This is a genomic window from Pseudosporangium ferrugineum, from assembly GCF_003002065.1.
Taxonomy (GTDB): Bacteria; Actinomycetota; Actinomycetes; order Mycobacteriales; family Micromonosporaceae; genus Actinoplanes; species Actinoplanes ferrugineus_A.
Genome location: NZ_PVZG01000003.1, coordinates 198224 through 216746 on the forward strand (window position 1 = coordinate 198224; position 18523 = coordinate 216746).

The following is an 18523-nucleotide window of genomic DNA, read 5'->3' on the forward strand; positions in this document are numbered from 1 at the left end:
GCGCTCACGCCTCCTCGTCCAGAATGCGCGGCACACGGAACCGGCCCTCGGCGGTGTCGGGCGCGCCGGCCAGCGCCGCGTCCTGGGTCAGGCAGGGCTGCACGACGTCGTCGCGGTAGACGTTGGTCAGCGGCACGGAGTGCGAGGTGGGCGGAATGTCGTCGGCGGCGACGTCACCGATGCGGGCGACCGACTGCAGGATGACGTCGAGCTGGCCGGCGAACCTGTCCAGCTCCTCCTCGGTCACGGCGAGCCGCGACAGGCGCGCGAGATGCGCGACCTCTTCGCGGGAGATGGCGGCCATCGTGCCCCCTGGTTTCCGTCGGCGATGCTGACCCGGGAAGTCTATTTGCCCCGGCGAGCGGTTTGTCGGGCGGCTCCCCGGTCTGTGGACAACCGGGCCGCTCGGCCGACGGCAAAGCTGTGGACAACCGGGCCGGTCAGCCGACGCCAAAGCTGTGGACAACCGGGCCGGTCGGCCGGCGGCAAGGCTGTGGACAACCGGGCCGCCGATCAGCCGGCGGCATGGGTTGTGGATAACCGGCGGGGTCGTCCCGGACGGAGGAGCAGACTCAGGTGGTGGCCAGCGCTCCCGGCTCCCGCCCGGGCCGGAGCGGCCGGTAGCGCGCCAGCCACTCGCCGAACGCCTCCGCGGGCATCGGGCGAGCGTGGAACCAGCCCTGCGCGGCGTGGCAGCCGTCCGCGGCGAGCAGGCGCCACGTGCGTTCGTCCTCGACGCCCTCGGCGACGACGCGCAACCCGAGCGAGTCGGCGAGCGCGATGACGGACCGCACGATCGCGGCGTCCCCGGTATGGGCGGCCATGCCGAGGACGAAGGACCGGTCGATCTTCACCTCGGAGATCGGCAGCCGCCGAAGATGCTGAAGAGAGGAATAGCCGGTGCCGAAATCGTCGAGCGAGATCGCCACTCCCATCCGGTCGAGCCGCGTGATGGTGTCGAGGACCCGGTGCGGGTCGGCCATCAGAGCGCTCTCCGTGATCTCCAGTTGCAGCAGGTCGGCCGGCACGGCGTACCGGAGAAGCAGATCCTGGATCTCTTCGGCGATGTCCGTGGCATGCAGGTCGCGCACGCTCACGTTGACCGACGCCCGGATGGGCCGGCCGCTGTCCCGCCAGGCGGCGAGGCGGCCGATGACCTCGCGCAACACCCGGCTCGTGAGCAGGCGCATGACCGGCGTGGGCTCCACGACCCGCAGCAACTCCTCGGGGCCGACCATGCCGCGGTCGGGGTGCCGCCAGCGCAGCAGGGCCTCGACGCCCACGACTTCGCCGGTCGCGATGGCGATCTGCGGCTGGTAATAGAGCATCAGGCCCTCGGCCGGTTCCTGCTGAAGGGCGCGGCGCAGATCGGCGAGGAGGGTGAGATCGGGCGTGTGATGCGCGGCGTCGCGGGCGTAGACGGCGTACTGGGCGCCGCGCTGCTTGGCGTCGTACATCGCGGCTTCCGCCTGGCGCAGCAGGGACGCGCCGTCGCCGCCGCGCTCGGCCTGCAGCGCGATGCCGATCGACGCGCTCACGTCGATGACCAGCCCGTCGAGCGCGAACGGCGACCGCAGCGCGTCGGCCAGGTGGGCCGCGATCCGCCGGGCCGATCCCGGCCCGTCGACCCGCGTGGCCAGCACCGCGAACTCGTCACCGCCGAGCCGGACGACAAGATCATGCGGGGGTACGACGGCAGCCAGCCGCTGTGCCACCTGGACCAGCAACCGGTCACCGTGCGCGTGACCGAGCGCGTCATTCACCGTACGGAAGCGGTCGAGATCGAGGAGCAGCAGCGCGAGCCGCCGCTCGGGGCGATGCGCACCCCGCCCGGCGTCACACTCCGCGACCGACGCCTGGAGCGCGCGCCGGTTCGGCAGCCCGGTCAGCGCGTCGACCCGCCCGGCGCGCTCGTACTCGCCCGCCGACCGCACCATCCGGTGCACGGCGTGCAGAGCGAGCAGGACCAACGGTACGAGCGCGAGCCCCACCTGGGCGGCGGCGAGCACGACCGGCCCGAGGAGCAGGAGTGCCGCCGTGGCGAAGAGCTCGAGACTCCACCGCTGCGCCTCGCGCCGCTTGCGCGCGCCACCGAGGATCCGAGTGGTGAGCGCGTCGAGCGTGTAGCGCCCGGCCATCCAGACGGCCGCGGCGGCGACCGTTACCAGGGCGTCGTCCCAGTCCGGGTCGGCGTCGAGACGCAGTCCGGCGAGCCCGGCGAGGACGGCCGCCGCGGCCAGCGCCACGGCATGCTGCATGGCCAGGTGCACCGCCCGCCGCGGGGACTGCCGCATCCGCACCCCGGCGACCGCCATGGCGGCGAGCTGCACGGCGACGCCGGGAACGAAGCCCCAGGCCAGCGCGATGCCGAAGGTGAAGCAGATCGACGGCAGGATCACCGACCCGGCCCGGCGCCCGGCCACCACGTACGGCCGGGCGTCGACCGCCAGCGCCAGCGCGGCCATCACCCAGAAGGCCGTCGGCAACTCCGCGAAGGTCCGGGGGAAGAGCACCCAGAGGGCAGCATCGACGGCGATCGCGCCGCCTACCGCGACGACGGCACCCTGCCGGGCCTCCACGGCCCGCCCACCGTCCGGCATGGAGCTGCGCTGCTGTGCGGCACCCATGCGACCTCCATGGTGGCGTCGACCGACCGAGTCCACTTCACCCTAGATCCATATCGACAAAACTACGCGAAACAGACTCGCCGTTATTAAATTGGCATACGTCTCAGATGCTGCATCTGACAATTTTTCACCCGTTAGTGTCCACCCTGCCCGCGACCGGTTCCGCAGCCCTCACCCCTCGTCCCGGATCGGTTCCGCGGCCTCGCCGGGCGCGGCGACCTCGACAGACGCGGCCACGGCGGGCGCGGCCTCGACGGGCGCGGCGACCTCGGCGGGCGCGGCCATCTCGGCCACCGCGCGGGCCGCGTCGGGTCCCTCGGTGAGCAGCACGCCGAAGCCGTCCTCGTCGAGCACCGGCACCTTCAGCTGCAGCGCTTTGTCGTACTTGCTGCCGGGGTTGTCGCCGACCACGACGAAGGCGGTCTTCTTCGACACGGAGCCGCTCACCTTCCCGCCGCGGGACGTCAGCGCCTCGGTCGCCGCGTCCCGCGAATAGGACGCGAGCGTGCCCGTCACCACCACGGTCAGCCCGGCCAGCGGACGCGGCCCCTCATCGGAACGCTCGTCCGCCATCTGCACCCCGGCCTCGCGCCACTTGGTGACGATGTCGCGGTGCCAGCCGACGGAGAACCACTCCCGCAGGCTCTCCGCGATCGTGGGACCGACACCCTCCACGGCGGACAGTTCCTCCACCTGCCGCTCGGCCCCGGCCGATTCGGCCGCCCCCTGAGCAGCGCCGGACCCGGCCTGCCCCTCGCCCACCGACCCGTCGCCCTCGACCCCGGTCTCCCCCTCGACCCCAGCCGCCCCCTCAGGCCCGACCGGACTCCCGGGCCCGACCGGACTCCCAGGCCCGACCGGACTCTCGGACACGACCGATCCGTCAGGCGCGACGGATTCCTCGGGCGCGACGGAACCGTCAGGCGCCGAGCCCTCAGGCGCGGCCACAGCCGCCACCCCACCCTCAGCCACGGCCGAAGGCGACGCCGAGCCCTCAGCCACGACCGCGGCGCCCTGCCCTCGGGCCACCGCCGCTTCGATTGCTTCCATCGAGCCGAAGTGGCGGGCCAGGGCCTGCGCCGCCGTCGGGCCGACGTGCCGGATCGACAGGGCGACCAGCACCCGCCACAGCGGCCGGCGTTTCGCCTCTTCCAGGTTCTCGAGCAGCTTGACCGCGTTGGTGCCGAGCGTGCCGTCCTTGTTGACGAAGAACGGCGCCCGCTGCAGGTCCTCGGCGGTGATGCCGAACAGGTCGCCCTCGTCGCCGATGATGGCGGACTCCAGCAGCGCCTGCGCCGCCTTGTAGCCGAGCACCTCGATGTCGAACGCACCCCGCCCGGCGAGGTGGAACACCCGCTCGCGCAGCTGGGCCGGGCACGATCGCGTGTTGGGGCAGCGGATGTCGATGTCGCTCTCCTTGGCGGGAGCGAGCGTGGTGCCGCACGCCGGGCACTCGGTCGGCATGACGAACGGACGGGCGTCCTCCGGCCGCAGGTCCATCACCGGCCCCAGCACCTCGGGGATCACATCGCCGGCCTTGCGCAGCACCACCGTGTCACCGATCCAGACACCCTTGCGCTCGACCTCCCGCGCATTGTGCAGCGTGGCAAGAGCAACGGTCGAACCGGCTACGCGTACGGGCTCCAGCACCGCGAAGGGCGTGACCCGCCCCGTACGGCCGACATTGACGTCGATGTCGAGCAGCTTGGTGGTGACCTCCTCGGGCGGATATTTGTACGCGATGGCCCACCGCGGCGCGCGGCTCGTGGAGCCCAGGCGCCCCTGGATGGCCACGGAGTCGACCTTGATGACGACGCCGTCGATCTCGTGCTCGACGTCGTGGCGATGCTCGGCGTAGTAGGCGATGTACTCCCGCACGCCCGCCATGCCGTCGACGAGTTTCCACCGCTCGCTGGTCGGCAACCCCCACGCCTTCAGTGCCTCGTACGCGTGTGACTGCGAGTCCGGAGTGAAGCCCTTGCGCGCCCCGATGCCGTGCACCACCATGCGCAAGCCGCGCGTGGCGGTGATCCGCGGATCCTTCTGGCGCAGGCTTCCCGCCGCCGCGTTGCGCGGGTTGGCGAACGGCGCCTTGCCCTGCTCCACCAGCGAGGCGTTGAGGTCGGCGAACGCGGACGCGGGGAAGTAGATCTCGCCGCGGACCTCGAGCAGCTCGGGCGGATCCTCGCCGGCGAGCCGCTCCGGAATCTCCCGGATGGTCCGCACGTTCGGCGTGACGTCCTCACCCGTGCGACCGTCGCCCCGCGTCGCCCCGCGGACCAGCCGGCCCTTCTCGTACGTCAGGTTGATGGCGAGCCCGTCCACCTTGAGCTCGCAGATGAATCCGACCGGCCCACCGGCGTCACGCACGGTGCGCTCGGCCCACGCGCCGAGCTCACCGTCGTCGAACACGTTGTCGAGCGACATCATCCGCTCGGCATGCTCGACCGGGGTGAACTGCGTCGAGAAGGTCCCGCCCACGTTCTGCGTCGGCGAGTCGGGGGTGCGCAGGGCGGGAAATTCGTCCTCGAGCGCCTGCAACTCCCGCAGCAACTTGTCGAACTCGGCGTCGGAGATCGTCGGCGAGTCGAGCACGTAGTAGCGATACTGATGCCCGCGAACCTCGTCACTCAACTCGGCATGCCGGGAACTCGCCTCGGGCGTCGGCTCGGCCCCGGCGGCGGCCACCTGCTCGGCGGTCGGCTGCCCGGCAGCAAGCTCCCCGCCGTCGGCGGTAAGCCCCCCAGCGTCCGCGACAAGCTCCCGGCCGTCGGCAGCGAGCCCCCCACCGCCGGCGGCTGAGCCCCGGCTGTCGGCAGCAAGCTCTCCGCCGTGGGCAGCGAGCTCCTCGCCGGCGGGCGGCACGGCATCTGGGGTTGGCTTCTTGGGCACCGGTGACCTCCGAGTTCGGCTTTCAGAAGGCACGTTAGTCGGCCCCACCGACAAGATTCCCCGACGCCGTGCACCGGCAGGAGGGCGTGGCCGACGTCACCAGACGAGGCAGAACGGGTGCCCGATCGGGTCGGCGTAGACGCGGAAGGTGTCGCCCTGGCCGTCGAGGCGTTCGGCGCCCGCTGCGAGCGCGCGTTGCTCCGCCTTCTCGATGTCGTCCACGCGGACGTCGAGGTGGAACTGCTGGGGGCGGGCCGGGTCCGGCCACTGCGGAGGGACCAGGTCGGGGGCCTTCTGGAAGGCCAGGCCGGGCCCGTCGGAATCGGTGCGGATCACCACCCAGCCGTCCTCGTCGTGGACGACGTGCATGCCGAGCAGCTCGGTGTAGAACCGGGCCAGGGCACGGGGATCGGGGCAGTCGATGACGACGGTGTCGAGACGTCCAATCATGTCTCGCATGATGCCCGCCGGGTCCGACAAAAAATCCCGAACGATCAGACTTCCGCCACCCGACGGACCCCACCCGCCAAGGCAACGACCTGCGAGCGGACCCGCCCGACAAGGCAACGAACCACCGACGGTCCAACCCCACGAGCCCAACCCAGCGAGCCCAACCCCACGAGCCCAACCCAGCGAGCCAGCCCGGCGAGCTCAGCCCAGCGAGCCCAACCCGGCGAGCCCAACCCAGCGAGTCAGCCTCCGGCCGGTCAGACCTCGGCGAGCCGGCGTCCCGCGTCGCGGCAGGCCTTGAGGACCGATCGCACGTATCCCGGGGTCGCTCCCGCGAGTCCGCACGCCGGCGTCACCACCACCTGCTCGGGCAGCCGCGCCGCGGGGAAGCCGAGCTGGCGCCACAGAGCGCGCACCCGATCGGCGACCTGACCCGACGTCGGCGCACCCCCCGCAGCCGACGGACCACCCGGGCCACGCCCCGCAGCCGACGAACCACCCACGGCACGCCCCGCAGCCGACGAACCACCCACGGCACGCCCCGCGGACGACGAACCACCCGCGGCACGCCCCGCGGACGACGGGCGGGTCGGCACGGCGCCCGCGAAGAGGCCGAGGCCGGATTCGATGGCCTCGCCGAGCGGGTCGAGATCCTTGATCAGGGCCAGGTCGAGGGCGACGGCGGCGGCTCCGGCATCGCGGACGACCTGCAGGGGTACGCCCGGAGCACAGCTGTGCAGGATCACCGGCACCCCCGCGCCCTCGACGATCGTGCGCAGTGCGGTGGCCGCGTCGGGGGCGTCGACGGCCCTGTACGCGCCCAGCCCGCTCTCGGTCGGCACCCGTCCGGCCAGCACCGTCGGCAGGGCAGGCTCGTCGAGTTGGAGCAGCACCCGGGCGCCCGGCAGCCGCTTCTGCACGTCGGCGATGTGGCGGCGCAGGCCCTCGGCGAGCGAGTCCGTGAGGTCGCGCACGGCGCCGGGGTCGCGCAGCAGCCGCCCGCCGATCGGCAGGTCGAGGCTCGCGGCGAGCGTCCACGGGCCGGCCGCCTGCACCTTGATCGGGCCGGCGTAGCGGTCGCCCTGCTCGGTGAGCTGGTCGAGGTCGCGTTCGAGGAGGTCGGCCGTGCGCCGCAGGTCCTTGCCGGGCCGGGGCGCGACCTGCCACCGGCCGGCGTAGAGCTGCACGGGAAGCTCGACGAGGAAGCCGGCGGTGCGTCCGATCATGTCGGCGCCGGGGCCGCGTTCGGGGAGTTCGGGCAGGTGTGGCAGGTCGGGGAACTCGCCGAGGACGAGCCGCTGCGCCTCGGCGATGTCGGTGCCGGGCAACGACCCGATGCCCGTCGCCGCCCCCGCCGGCCAGGGAAACCGCCGCCCCTCGGAGGCCGCCCCCGGCGAGGGAACCCGCTCCCCGGAAGCCACCACGAGCGAGGAAGCCCCGGAAGCCACCACGAGCGAGGAAGCCCCGGAAGCCACCACGAGCGAGGAAGCCCCGGAAGCCACTCCGAGCGAGGAAGCCCCGGAAGCCACCCTGAGCGAGAAAGCCCTGGGAGACGCCACGAGCGACGAGGCCCCGGAAGACACCGCGACGCCGGTGGGGATGGGACCGGCCGGAGAAGCGCCGGCCGGAGGGAACTCAGGCACCGTGCGCCGCCACGGGGGAGGCCATCCGGCCCGCCGTGATCGTCGCGGAGCCGAGCACGATGTCGCCGCCCGGGTCCGGCCGGTAGGCGACGATCGCCTGGCCCGCCGCGACTCCCCGGGCCGGGGTCCGCAGCCGGGCGGTCAGCCCGTCGCCGTCCGTGGTCACCACCGCCCGGGCCACCTCGCCGTGGGCGCGCAGCTGGACCTCGCACTCGACCGGGGTCGTCTCGCCGTGCCAGATCGGGCGCTCGGCCGTCACCGTGTCGACGGCCAGGTCCTCGCGGGGGCCGACCGTGACGGTGTTGGTCGTCGGGGTGATCGACAGGACGTAGCGGGGACGGCCGTCCGGCGCCGGAACGCGCAGGTCGAGACCCTTTCGCTGGCCCACCGTGTACGCGTAAGCGCCCCCGTGCCGCCCCAGCACCGCCCCCGTCCGGCCGTCGACGATGTCCCCGGGGCTCTCGCCGAGGCGGTCGGCGAGGAAGCCGCGGGTGTCGCCGTCGGCGATGAAGCAGATGTCGTGCGAGTCGGGCTTGTCCGCGACGGCGAGTCCCCGGGCGGCCGCCTCCTCGCGGACCTGGGCCTTGGTGGAGTCGCCGAGCGGGAAGACGGCGCGGCCGAGCTGGGCGCGGGTGAGCACGGCCAGCACGTACGACTGGTCCTTGGGCAGGTCGACGCTGCGGCGGAGCAGGCCGTCGGCGCCGAGGCGGGCGTGGTGGCCGGTGACCACGGCGTCGAAGCCGAGCGCCACCGCCCGGTCCAGCACCGCCGCGAACTTGATCTTCTCGTTGCAGCGCAGGCAGGGGTTGGGGGTGCGGCCGGCGGCGTATTCCGCGACGAAGTCGTCCACGACGTCCTCGTGGAACTGCTCGGCCATGTCCCACACGTAGAACGGGATGCCGATGACGTCGGCGGCGCGGCGGGCGTCGCGGGAGTCCTCGAGGGTGCAGCAGCCCCGCGCACCGGTCCGATAGGTCTGGGGATTTCTCGACAGCGCCAGGTGCACGCCAGTCACGTCGTGGCCGGCATCCCGGGCGCGCGCGGCAGCGACGGCGGAGTCGACGCCACCGGACATTGCTGCAAGCACTCGCACGCGGCAAGCCTAGCCGCCGCCTCCGGCGATCCCCCACCGACGGCCCATGCCTGTGGACAACCCGCCGAGGCTAGGACTGGCGGGGAGACTTCCAGGCGGTGGCCCGCCGCGCCCGCTCCACCGCGCCCGGCAGCGCCGCCAGCAACTCGTCGACGTCTTCCGCCGTCGACGTGTGCCCGAGCGTGAACCGCAGCGACGACCGCGCCCGGCCGTCGTCCGCGCCCATCGCCAGCAGCACGTGCGAGGGCTGCGCCACGCCCGCCGAGCAGGCCGAGCCCGTTGAGCAGGCGATTCCCTGGGCGTCCAGCAGCAACAGCAGCGCGTCGCCCTCGCTGCCGGGGAAGGAGAAGTGCGCGTTTCCCGGCAGCCGGTCGACCGGGTCACCGTTGAAGATCGCATCGGGTACGGCCGCACGCACGCGCCGCACCAGGTCGTCCCGCAGCCCCGCCACGCGCGCCGCGTACTCCTGCTGGGTCTTGACGGCGGATTCGACCGCGACGGCGAAGGCCACCACCCCGGCGGTGTCGAGGGTGCCCGATCTCACGTCGCGCTCCTGGCCGCCGCCGTGCAGCAGGGGCGTGGCCACGACGTCGCGTCCGAGCAGCAGGGCGCCGACGCCGACCGGGCCGCCGAGCTTGTGGCCGCTGACCGTGAGGGCCGCCGCGCCGCTGGCCGCGAAGTCGACCGGGACCTGTCCGACGGCCTGCACGGCGTCGGTGTGGAACGGGATGCCGGCACCGGCCGCGAGGACCGCGAGTTCGTGGACCGGCTGGAGCGTGCCGACCTCGTTGTTGGCCCACTGGACGCTGATGACGCTGATCTTGTCGCCGTACGCCTCGATGGCCGCGCTCAGCGACTCCGGCGAGACGCGGCCCGCCTCGTCGACCGGCAGCCATTCGAGGTCGGCCCGTTCGTGGCTGCCGAGCCACTCGACCGCGTCCATCACCGCGTGGTGCTCGACCGCGGAGGCCACGACCCGGTTGCGCCGCCGGTCGGCGCCGCGGCGGGCCCAGTGGATGCCCTTGGTGGCCAGATTGTCGCTCTCGGTGCCGCCGCTGGTGAAGATCACCTCGGACGGCCGCGCGCCGAGGACCGCGGCGATCCGCTCTCGGGACTCCTCGACCAGGCGGCGGGCACCACGCCCGGCCGCGTGCAGGGACGAGGGATTGCCGATCTGCCGGGCCGCAGCGACGTACGCGTCGAGCGCCTCGGGGAGCATCGGCGTGGTCGCGGCGTGATCCAGGTAGGCCATCGCAGTGAAGCTTATGCCTTGAACCCGCGCCGGAGACGGCCCGCCCGGCAGCCGGGACGCCCGAGCCACCGACCAGCACCAGAACAGGAAAACCGGGCAGGGCGGGGACGGCGGCCGGAAAACGCGACGGCCCGGCCGGAGGGCCGGGCCGTGCACGCGGAACGGATCACTTGCGCTTGCGGATCTCCTCGTCGGCCTGCGGCACGACCTTGAACAGGTCGCCGACCACGCCGAAGTCGGCCAGCTCGAAGATCGGCGCCTCGGGGTCCTTGTTGACCGCGACGATCGTCTTCGAGGTCTGCATGCCCGCCCGGTGCTGGATCGCGCCGGAGATGCCCAGGGCGACGTACAGCTGCGGGGAGACCGTCTTGCCGGTCTGGCCCACCTGGAACTGGTGGGGGTAGTAGCCGGAGTCGACCGCCGCGCGGGACGCGCCGACCGCGCCGCCGAGCAGGTCGGCCATCTCCTCGACGAGCTTGAAGTTGTCGGCGTTGCCCACGCCGCGGCCGCCGGAGACGACGATCGACGCCTCGGTGAGCTCGGGGCGGGAGCCCTTCTGCTCGGCGACCCGCTCGACGACCTTCGTCAGCTTGTCGGCGTCGGTGACCGCGACCGTCAGCTGCTCGACGGCCGGGGTCGCCGGGGCCGGCGCCGGGGTGACCGAGTTGGGGCGGACGGTGACGATCGGCAGGCCGCGGGTGACCTTCGACTTGACGATGGCCGAGCCGGCGAAGACCACCTGGGTGGCGGTGCCGTCGGCGGCGACCTCCACCGCGTCGGTGAGCAGGCCGTTGTCCAGCTTGACCGCGAGGCGGCCGGCGATCTCCTTGCCCTCTTGGGTGGAGGCGAGCAGGACCGCGGCGGGCTGGACGCGCTTGACCAGCTCGGCGACCGCGGTGGCCTTGGGCGCCACCAGGTAGCCGTCGATGTCGTCGCCCGAGGCGTGGTAGATCTTCTGTGCGCCGTACTCGGCGAGCTTGGCGGTGAGTTCACCCGCGTCGCCGAACACGACCGCCGAGACCTCGCCCAGGTCGCGGGCGATGGTCAGCATCTCGAGCGTGACCTTCTTGACGCCGGCAGCCTGCGAGGCCTCGACGACGACCAGTACCTCAGTCATTGTGGGACCCCTTCTCAGACGAACTTCTCGGTGGCGAGGAACTCGACGAGCTGCGCGCCGCCGTTGCCCTCGTCGGTGACCTTGGTGCCCGCGCTGCGCGGGGGACGCTTGGCGAACTCGACCACGGCGGAGGTCGCGCCGGCGTGACCGACCTCGTCCGCCGGCACGCCCAGGTCGGCGAGCGACAGGCTCTGCACCGGCTTCTTCTTGGCCGCCATGATGCCCTTGAACGACGGGTACCGCGGCTCGTTGATGGTGTCCCAGACGCTGACCACGGCCGGCGTGGCGGCGGTGACGACCTCGTAGCCCTCGTCCGTCTGGCGCTCGGCGGTGAGCTGCGAGCCGTCGACGGTGAGCTTGCGGGCGCCGGTCAGCGCGGCGATGCCGAGGCGCTCGGCCAGCATGTGCGGCATGACCTGGACCCGGCCGTCGGTCGACTCCGCGCCGCAGATGATCAGGTCGGCGTTCAGCGTGCCGAGGGCGGCGGCGAGGACCTTGGAGGTGGCGACGGCGCAGGAGCCGTGCAGGGCGTCGTCCTGCACGTGGACCGCCTTGTCGGGGCCCATCGACAGCGCCTTGCGGATCGACTCGGCGGCGCGCTCGGGGCCCATCGTCAGGACGGTCACCTCGCCACCGTGCGCCTCCTTGATCTTCAGCGCCTCCTCGATGGCGTACTCGTCCATCTCGTTGATGACGTTGTTCGCCGAGCCGCGCTCGACGGTGTTGTCGCTCGCGCTCAGGGTGCGCTCGGCACCGGAGTCGGGCACCTGCTTGACCAGTACGACGATGTTCATCGCGCTTCGACGACCCTCCTGTTTATGGACGCACGCCTGCAGCCGGTTTCGCGTTTCCACCGATGTTACTTAGCGGTAGCTAAGGAGTCCCCGCCACGGGCAGTGACTCACCTCACCACGTCGGACCCCATCCTTCCCTAAAGCGGGTACCACCCGGGCCGGAGGGCTTCTTCACCGCGGCGGTCGATAATCGATCCCATGCTCGACCAGTGGTTCAACCCGCAGAAGACGCCGATGGCCGGCGAGAAGCCCGATTACCGCTTCTCGCTCGCCAACGAGCGTACGTTTCTGGCCTGGATCAGAACCGCGCTCGCCCTGCTCGCCGGCGGCCTGGCCTGCGCGCAGTTCCTGCCGCCGCTGCCCATCGCGCAGCTACGGGAGATCATCTCGGTGGCGCTGCTCCTGCTCGGCGGCGTGGTCGCGCTGCGAGCGGTGGACCATTGGGCGCGTACGGAAAAAGCCATGCGCCTCGGCACGGACCTCCCCAAGTCGCGCTTCCCCGCCATCCTGGCGCTGATCGTCGCGGCCGGCGCCGTGCTGCTCGTGGTGGCCGTCCTGCTCAAGGCGTGGCTGTGAGCCGCGACCCCGGCGCCGCCGCGGAACGCACCCGGCTGGCCTGGCGGCGTACGGGACTGTCGGCGACCGCCGTGGCCCTGCTCGCCGCACGACCCGCCTTCGACCCGCGGGCCGGCGTCGCGATCACCGTCGGCGCGGCCCTCGCGATGGCCGGCTGGGCGGCGCTGGTCGGCCTCGCCTACCGCCGCGCCCACGGGCTGCGTGCCTGGCCACCGCACCCGGGACGGCGGACGGTCACCGGGTACGCACTGATCACCGCGGCCTTCGCCGTCCTCGGCGCCACGCTTGTCATGCTCTGATCGTCGCCGTTCGGGGCTCGGCGCGTCATCATTGCCAGATGGTCCGGTTGTTCGTCCTTCTCGCTGCGGTGCAGCTGGTGCTTCTGGTGCTCGCGCTCATCGGTTCGCTGTCGGCCGATCGGGTACGCAACATGCCCCGGGCGGTGTGGGTCCTCGTGATCCTCGTCGTCCCCCTGCTCGGCCCGCTCGCCTACTTCCTGTGGGGACGACCGGTGGCCCCGCCGCGGGAGGGCAGCCCGATGCGCCGTCCCGCCCGGCGCCCGGCCGCCCCCGACGACGACCCGGACTTCCTGCGGTCGATGGACACCGAGCAGTCCCGCCGCGACCGCGAGCTGCTGGCCCAGTGGGAGCGTGACCTCCGCGACGACGAGGGTTAGGCGAGGTTCGACGAGCGCGGGTAGGCGTCCGCCGGGTCGGTCAGCACGTTGACCAGGTAGGGCACGCCCGCGTCGAACGCCCGGCCGAGGGCGGGGCCCAGGTCGGCGGACTTCTCCACGGTCTCGCCGGCGCCGCCCAGCGCCCGGACCACGTCGTCGTAGCGCAGGCCCGGCTGGAGGTCGGCCGCGACGTCGTAGCCGTACATGGCGCGCATCGGGTGCTTCTCCAGGCCCCAGATGCCGTTGTTGCCGACCACGATCACGACGGGCAGGTCCTGCCGGACCAGCGACTCGACGTCCATCAGGGAGAAGCCGGCGGCGCCGTCGCCCATCAGCACGCAGATCTGGCGGTCCGGGTACGTGACCCGGGCGCCCATCGCGTACCCCATGCCGGTGCCGAGGCAGCCGTACGGGCCGGGGTCGAGCCACGTGCCGGGCCGGGCGGGTTCGAGGTAGCGGCCCGCGTACGAGACGAAGTCGCCGCCGTCGCCGATCGTGACCGCGTCCGGGGCGAGGACCTTGCGCAGTTCGCCGTACACGCGGGCGGGTTTGATCGGGTCGCTCTCGGCGGCCATGGCCTCGGCGTCCCGGGCCTTGCCGGCGTCCTCGGCGGCCCGCAGCCCGTTGATCCACTCGGCGTGGTCGGTGCGCTCGCCGGTGTGGTCGGCGAGCGCGGCCAGGATCCGCCGCAGGTCGCCGGCGGGCGACACGGCCGCCCGGACGTGGCCGGCCCGCTGGCTGGGCGCGTCGACGATGTGCACCACCTGGGCCGGGTCGAACTCGCCGAAGTTGAGCCGGAAGTCGAGCGGGGTGCCGATCACCGCCACCACGTCGGCGTCGCCCAGCGCGGGACGCCGGGCCTTGGCGAAGCTCAGCGGGTGGCCGGGCGGCAGCGCGCCGCGTCCCATGCCGTTGGTGAAGACCGGGACCTGCAGCGCCTCGGCCGCGGCCCGCAGCTCGTCGATCGCGCCGCCGCCCCAGACGTCGGAGCCGGCGATGATCACCGGCCGCGCGGCCGTGGCGAGCAGGGCCGCCGCGCGGGCCACCTCGTCGGGGTCGGCCTCGATCACCGGGACGTCCGGCCCGGCAGGGGCCTCGGCGTCCTCGCTGGAGAACAGCACCTCGAGCGGCAGGTCGAGGAACGCGGGACCGCGGTGGGCGGTGAGCGCGGCGGTGAGGGCCCGGCCGATCTCCGCGGGGATGGCGTCGGTGCTGCCGACCGTGGCGGCGTACTTGGTGACCGGCGCGACGAGCGGGACGTGGTCGATCTCCTGGAGGCTGCCCGAGCCCCAGCGGAAGGCCGGCGCCCTGCCGCCCATCACCAGCACCGGCGAGGCGTTGAAGAACGCGCTGGTCAGGCCGGAGATGCCGTTCGTCACGCCGGGCCCGGCGGTGAGCACGGCGAGGCCGGGGCGGCGCTGGAGCTTGGCGACCGCCTCGGCGGCGAAGACCGCGGACTGCTCGTGGCGCACGTCGTAGATCGGGAAGTCCGCCTTGTGCGCGGCGTCGTAGATCGGGAAGACGTGACCGCCGGAGAGGGTGAACATCTCCGTGATCCCGTACGCCCGCAGCGCCGCCAGCGCCAGGTCCCCGCCGTGCCCCTCGATGGTGCCCGCCATGTCCACTCCCGCCGTCAGCCTGCGATGCACGCACCGTACCGGCCCGGCGGGGGGAACGTGAGCGGGACTCAGCGCAGGAGCCGCCGGAGATCGTTCACCATCTCGCGGGCACTCGACTGGATCGGCACCCCGGCGCTGCTGCTGTACGCCACCAGCAGCGCCCCCACCGGCGCCGAGACGAGCAGCACCACGCTGAGGAACACCTGCACCGCCCGCAGCCCCCGGCCGGTACGCCGCCGGCCCCGGGCAGCCGGCGCGGCGGGTGGCGCCGGAGAGACGGGCCGGGCGGGCGCCGCGCGCCGGGCGGCAGCGGGCTGGGCGGACGCGGGCTGGGCGGACGCGGGCTGGGCGGACGCGGCACGCCGGGCGGACGCGGGCTGGACGGACGCGGGCTGCGCGGCCGGCTTGGGAGCCGGCGGTGACGACACCCCGCGCGCGGGCGACACCGGGCGGGCCGGCGGCGACACCGGACGCACCGAAGCGGTCGTGGTGGCGACCGTCGCCTCCGGGTCGGGGGCCCAGTGGTGCACCGCGTCCGGCCACGGGTCCACGGCCGGCGGGATCCCGCCGGTGAGGTCGTGCCGGGCCGCCGGCACGGTGTCCAGGTCGTCCACCGACAGCCGGCCGCCGTTCCGGCCGGTGCGTGACACCAGCCGCAGCTCCGAGGTGGGCCCGGGAGCCGCCGGCTCGGAGGCCAGCAGCGCGGCGCCCGCGAGGATGCTGCCCTCGGCGACCACCAGCTCCGGCTGCTCGATGACCACCGGCGCCTCGCCCAGCGCACGGTGCAGGAGCGTCGCGACCAGCGGGATCCGGCTGGCCCCGCCGACCAGGAACACCCCCGCCAGGCGCCCCTCCGGCAGGTCGGCCCAGCGCAGCAGGTCGCGGGTGACCTGCACGGTCTGATCGAGCACCGGCCGGGCCAGTTCCTCGAGCTCCTCGCGGGTGACGTGCAGCTCGAGGTCGAGCAGCGGTACCATCACGTCGGCGGACTGGGTGCGCGACAGCCGCTCCTTGGCGATCCGGGCGTCGTCCCACAGCTGCCGCTGGGCGCGCCGGTCCTCCAGCGTCTCGGGCTCGGTCAGCCGCTTCCAGGCCGCCGCGTCCTGCCGGGCGCAGATCGCGCCCAGGTGCTCGACCAGGGCCGCGTCGACGTCCAGCCCGCCGATGTCGTCGCGGCCGTCGACGGCCAGAACCTCGAACCCCTCCGCCGTACGGGCGACCACGCTCGCATCGAAGGTGCCGGCACCGAAGTCGTGCACGACCACGACCGAGCCGATGGGTACGTCCCGGCCGAGCACCTCGGCGAAGTACGTGGCCGCGGCGACCGGCTCGGCGACCAGGCGCGCGCGTTCGAGGCCGGCCCGGGCGGCGGCCTCGGCGAGCAGGCCCCGGCGGGTGGCGCCCCAGGTGGCGGGGCAGGTCAGGGTGACGTCGGGGCGCACCGGGCCGACCGCGCGGTGCCACTCCTCCGCCACCCGCACCAGCACGGCGGCGACGAGGTCGACCACCGCCAGTTCGCGGTCGCCGAGCAGCACCAGGCCGTCGTCGATGCGGCGCTTGGGGTTCGGCTCGAAGCGGGCGGGGTCGCGGCGGGCGCTGTGCACCGCGTCGCGGCCGACCACCAGCAGGCCGTCGGGTTCGGCGTACACCGCGGAGGGCAGCAGCGGCGAGCCGTCGACGAGGATCGGCCGGGCCCGGCCGTCGGGCCAGCGAGCGACCGCGACGGTGTTCGAGGTGCCGAAGTCGACGCCGAGCGAGTGCCGACCCTGGTCGATGGACATGGGCGTCAGTGTAGGCGCTGCCGCGCAGGAGTTGATCAGCGCGGAACGCCGGTCAGGCCTCCCGCCAGCGCAGGTCGCCGTCCCGGTCACGGTCGCAGCGCACCGCCCGGCCGTCGCGGGTCTCGCCGGTCGTGTCCGCGTCGTCGCAGGGCTCGCCGATCACCGGCGGGTCGTCGGCGCCGTCGCCCGGCGGCGGGAGCAGCGCGAGGGTCGGCGGCGGCTCGGGGGCGGGCGGGGGCGGGGACGAGGCCGGCAGCGCGGTGGTGCGGCCGGCCGTGGGACTGCGCTCGGCGTGGTGCTCCCGGACGCGGGTCGCGGTCGGGCGCACCGGCCGTACGCCGTGGGAGACGACGGCTCCGGGCCCGTGCGGGGCGACGGACGGCCCCGCCGGCCCGGGACCGCTCGGCGGCACGACGGCCGGCGGGGCGGCCGGCTGCTCCGCGGCGTGCGGCCGGGGCGGCGCCGCGCCGCGATCGCCGAAGGTGACGAACCCGATGACGACGCAGAGCAGCGCCTGCCCGGTGACGAGGGCCACCGCGATGAGCACTGTGCGGCGCACCGGCGTCGTGCACAGCCCGGGCGTCGTCACAGAGGGGAACTTTATGGCAACAGATCGATATGCGCGAGATCAGCGCCCGGTGAATCCGGGCTTCCGCTTCTCCACGAACGCCGTCGTGCCCTCCACCCGGTCGTCGGTGGCGAAGAGGCCGGCGAAGAGGTGGCTCTCCAGCGCCAGGCCGGAGGCGAGGTCGACGCCGAGGCCGCCGTCGATCGCCTCCTTGGCGGCACGCAGGGCGAGCGCCGGGCCCTGCACGTACGGCCGCACCAGCTCGGCGGCGGTGGCGTACACGTCGGCGGCGGGCGCGATCCGGTCGGCCAGGCCGATCCGCAGGGCCTCGTCGGCGTCCACCATCCGGCCGGAGAAGACCAGATCCTTGGCCCTCGCGGGGCCGATGAGCCGGGCCAGCCGCTGGGTGCCGCCGGCGCCGGGGATGAGGCCGAGCTTGATCTCCGGCTGGCCCAGCTTCGCGTCGTCGGCGACCACCCGCCAGTCGCAGGCCAGCGCGAGCTCGCAGCCGCCGCCCAGGGCGTAACCGGTGATCGCCGCGACGACCGGCTTCGGGATCCGCGCGACCGCGTCGAACGCCCCGGACAGGGCCCTCGCCCGTACGGTCATCTGCTGGAACGTCGTGGTGGTGAACTCGGTGATGTCCGCGCCGGCGGCGAACACCTTCTCCCCGCCGTACACGATCACCGCCCGGACCTCGTCCGACGCCGCCGCGGCCGTGGCCGCCTCCCGCAGCTCCTCCTGCACCTGGGTGTTGAGGGCGTTCATCGGCGGGCGCTGGAGCCGGATCGTGCCGATGCCGTCACCGATCTCCAGCTTCACGAAATCACTCACGCGGGCTTCCTCCTGATCGATCGTTCAAGTCACCGACAGCGTAGGACTTGCGGCGCTGGGTAAGTACCATTGCACGCGCGGAAGGAGGGATCATGGTCACCTACTACCGGGACCGGGACGTGCGGGTCACGTCCGGCGGGGTCCGGATCGGCGGTCACGACTACCGGCTGGACGACTTCGCCCAGGTCTGGCACGAGCGCGGGCGCCGGCAGTGGAAGGCGGTCGCCGGCCGCGGCGCCCTCGGCCTCGCCATGATGACCCCGCTGGTGGTCGGCGCGCTCGGCGTTCTCGTCGCCCTGGTCATCGACGCGTCCGTCGCCACCACCATCGCCCTGGTCGGCGGCAGCGTCCTGATCGGCCTGGCCGCCGCGCCGCTCGCCGACGTGCTGCTCGAGTTCGTCGACCGCTCCTACGACCGCGGCAGCCGCCGGCTGGAGATCTGGGCCGACGTGCGCGGCGCCCGGACGATGCTGGTCCGCACCGACGACGCCCAGCGCTTCGGGCAGATCTACCGCGCCCTGCAGCGCGCCCTCGACCACCATCCCGTGTCCCGGTGAGGTCGGCCCTCGCCCCCGCCCCGGGGATGAAAGTCTCATCCGCC

At 73.5% G+C, this 18523-nt stretch carries 17 protein-coding genes and 2 pseudogenes; 5 read left to right on the forward strand and 14 right to left on the reverse strand.

Features of this window, described 5'->3' with window-relative positions:
- Positions 1–4: 4 nt before the first annotated feature.
- From gatC to ligA, 3 genes are all read right to left on the reverse strand, one after another.
- On the reverse strand, positions 5–304 hold the full coding sequence (gene gatC / locus CLV70_RS08255; RefSeq protein ID WP_106125796.1) for an Asp-tRNA(Asn)/Glu-tRNA(Gln) amidotransferase subunit GatC: 300 nt from the start codon (positions 302–304) through the stop codon (positions 5–7).
- Between the two features lie 268 nt (positions 305–572).
- Positions 573–2627, reverse strand: a complete 2055-nt coding sequence (locus tag CLV70_RS08260) for a putative bifunctional diguanylate cyclase/phosphodiesterase (protein WP_106125797.1) — start codon at positions 2625–2627, stop codon at positions 573–575.
- Between the two features lie 171 nt (positions 2628–2798).
- On the reverse strand, positions 2799–5261 hold the full coding sequence (gene ligA, locus CLV70_RS08265; protein ID WP_342750360.1) for an NAD-dependent DNA ligase LigA: 2463 nt from the start codon (positions 5259–5261) through the stop codon (positions 2799–2801).
- A gap of 6 nt (positions 5262–5267) precedes the next feature.
- Between ligA and CLV70_RS40080 the strand changes: the two genes are divergently transcribed.
- Positions 5268–5429 carry a hypothetical protein gene (locus CLV70_RS40080; RefSeq protein ID WP_170148585.1) on the forward strand — a complete coding sequence of 54 codons (162 nt, stop codon included), beginning with the start codon at positions 5268–5270 and terminating at the stop codon, positions 5427–5429.
- Between the two features lie 186 nt (positions 5430–5615).
- Here the strand turns inward: CLV70_RS40080 and CLV70_RS08270 are convergent, their stop codons facing one another.
- The 7 genes and pseudogenes from CLV70_RS08270 to CLV70_RS08295 form a co-directional block, all read right to left on the reverse strand.
- Positions 5616–5969 carry a VOC family protein gene (locus tag CLV70_RS08270; RefSeq protein ID WP_211303683.1) on the reverse strand — a complete coding sequence of 118 codons (354 nt, stop codon included), beginning with the start codon at positions 5967–5969 and terminating at the stop codon, positions 5616–5618.
- 257 nt (positions 5970–6226) lie between these two features.
- Positions 6227–6433, reverse strand: a pseudogene (locus tag CLV70_RS42080) (methionine synthase); the annotation flags it as partial.
- 120 nt (positions 6434–6553) lie between these two features.
- Positions 6554–7390, reverse strand: a pseudogene (locus CLV70_RS08275) (uroporphyrinogen decarboxylase/cobalamine-independent methonine synthase family protein); the annotation flags it as partial.
- A gap of 214 nt (positions 7391–7604) precedes the next feature.
- Positions 7605–8705 (reverse strand): tRNA 2-thiouridine(34) synthase MnmA, encoded by a 1101-nt coding sequence (mnmA, locus tag CLV70_RS08280; RefSeq protein ID WP_211303684.1) that lies wholly within the window; start codon positions 8703–8705, stop codon positions 7605–7607.
- A gap of 70 nt (positions 8706–8775) precedes the next feature.
- Positions 8776–9957 carry a cysteine desulfurase family protein gene (locus CLV70_RS08285; RefSeq protein WP_106125800.1) on the reverse strand — a complete coding sequence of 394 codons (1182 nt, stop codon included), beginning with the start codon at positions 9955–9957 and terminating at the stop codon, positions 8776–8778.
- Between the two features lie 166 nt (positions 9958–10123).
- Positions 10124–11074, reverse strand: a complete 951-nt coding sequence (locus tag CLV70_RS08290) for an electron transfer flavoprotein subunit alpha/FixB family protein (protein WP_106125801.1) — start codon at positions 11072–11074, stop codon at positions 10124–10126.
- 14 nt (positions 11075–11088) lie between these two features.
- A complete protein-coding gene (locus CLV70_RS08295; protein WP_106125802.1) occupies positions 11089–11868 on the reverse strand; it encodes an electron transfer flavoprotein subunit beta/FixA family protein in 780 nt (259 codons plus the stop codon).
- 198 nt (positions 11869–12066) lie between these two features.
- Between CLV70_RS08295 and CLV70_RS08300 the strand changes: the two genes are divergently transcribed.
- From CLV70_RS08300 to CLV70_RS08310, 3 genes are read left to right on the forward strand one after another with little or no spacing between them, the layout of a single operon-like run.
- A complete protein-coding gene (locus CLV70_RS08300) occupies positions 12067–12444 on the forward strand; it encodes a YidH family protein (protein ID WP_106125803.1) in 378 nt (125 codons plus the stop codon).
- On the forward strand, positions 12441–12743 hold the full coding sequence (locus tag CLV70_RS08305) for a DUF202 domain-containing protein (RefSeq protein WP_245908105.1): 303 nt from the start codon (positions 12441–12443) through the stop codon (positions 12741–12743). Before CLV70_RS08300 ends, CLV70_RS08305 begins: the two co-directional genes overlap by 4 nt.
- 38 nt (positions 12744–12781) lie before the next feature.
- The gene (locus tag CLV70_RS08310; protein WP_106125805.1) at positions 12782–13120 is read left to right on the forward strand and encodes a PLDc N-terminal domain-containing protein; all 339 of its coding nucleotides are present in this window, start codon (positions 12782–12784) and stop codon (positions 13118–13120) included.
- On the opposite strand, the gene CLV70_RS08315 is transcribed toward CLV70_RS08310, so the two are convergent.
- From CLV70_RS08315 to CLV70_RS08330, 4 genes are all read right to left on the reverse strand, one after another.
- The gene (locus tag CLV70_RS08315; RefSeq protein WP_106126069.1) at positions 13117–14739 is read right to left on the reverse strand and encodes an acetolactate synthase; all 1623 of its coding nucleotides are present in this window, start codon (positions 14737–14739) and stop codon (positions 13117–13119) included. The genes CLV70_RS08310 and CLV70_RS08315 overlap by 4 nt on opposite strands.
- A gap of 68 nt (positions 14740–14807) precedes the next feature.
- Complete coding sequence (locus CLV70_RS08320) at positions 14808–16520, reverse strand: Hsp70 family protein (protein ID WP_106125806.1); 1713 nt, start codon at positions 16518–16520, stop codon at positions 14808–14810.
- 52 nt (positions 16521–16572) lie between these two features.
- Positions 16573–17109, reverse strand: a complete 537-nt coding sequence (locus CLV70_RS08325) for a hypothetical protein (RefSeq protein WP_146163994.1) — start codon at positions 17107–17109, stop codon at positions 16573–16575.
- Between the two features lie 39 nt (positions 17110–17148).
- Entirely contained in the window at positions 17149–17922 is a 774-nt protein-coding gene (locus tag CLV70_RS08330; protein ID WP_106125808.1) for an enoyl-CoA hydratase/isomerase family protein, read from the reverse strand.
- 92 nt (positions 17923–18014) lie between these two features.
- Here CLV70_RS08330 and CLV70_RS08335 point away from each other — a divergent pair, with 92 nt between their 5' ends.
- Entirely contained in the window at positions 18015–18479 is a 465-nt protein-coding gene (locus CLV70_RS08335; RefSeq protein ID WP_106125809.1) for a DUF6232 family protein, read from the forward strand.
- Positions 18480–18523 lie beyond the last annotated feature (44 nt).

Coding starts and splice junctions, on each gene's coding strand:
- gatC (WP_106125796.1), bottom strand. CDS start 304: ATGGCCGCCATCTCCCGCGAAGAGGTCGCGCATCTCGCGCGCCTGTCG.
- CLV70_RS08260 (WP_106125797.1), bottom strand. CDS start 2,627: ATGGGTGCCGCACAGCAGCGCAGCTCCATGCCGGACGGTGGGCGGGCC.
- CLV70_RS40080 (WP_170148585.1), top strand. CDS start 5,268: ATGCCGGGAACTCGCCTCGGGCGTCGGCTCGGCCCCGGCGGCGGCCAC.
- CLV70_RS08270 (WP_211303683.1), bottom strand. CDS start 5,969: ATGATTGGACGTCTCGACACCGTCGTCATCGACTGCCCCGATCCCCGT.
- CLV70_RS08285 (WP_106125800.1), bottom strand. CDS start 9,957: ATGGCCTACCTGGATCACGCCGCGACCACGCCGATGCTCCCCGAGGCG.
- CLV70_RS08290 (WP_106125801.1), bottom strand. CDS start 11,074: ATGACTGAGGTACTGGTCGTCGTCGAGGCCTCGCAGGCTGCCGGCGTC.
- CLV70_RS08295 (WP_106125802.1), bottom strand. CDS start 11,868: ATGAACATCGTCGTACTGGTCAAGCAGGTGCCCGACTCCGGTGCCGAG.
- CLV70_RS08300 (WP_106125803.1), top strand. CDS start 12,067: ATGCTCGACCAGTGGTTCAACCCGCAGAAGACGCCGATGGCCGGCGAG.
- CLV70_RS08310 (WP_106125805.1), top strand. CDS start 12,782: ATGGTCCGGTTGTTCGTCCTTCTCGCTGCGGTGCAGCTGGTGCTTCTG.
- CLV70_RS08315 (WP_106126069.1), bottom strand. CDS start 14,739: ATGGCGGGCACCATCGAGGGGCACGGCGGGGACCTGGCGCTGGCGGCG.
- CLV70_RS08320 (WP_106125806.1), bottom strand. CDS start 16,520: ATGTCCATCGACCAGGGTCGGCACTCGCTCGGCGTCGACTTCGGCACC.
- CLV70_RS08335 (WP_106125809.1), top strand. CDS start 18,015: ATGGTCACCTACTACCGGGACCGGGACGTGCGGGTCACGTCCGGCGGG.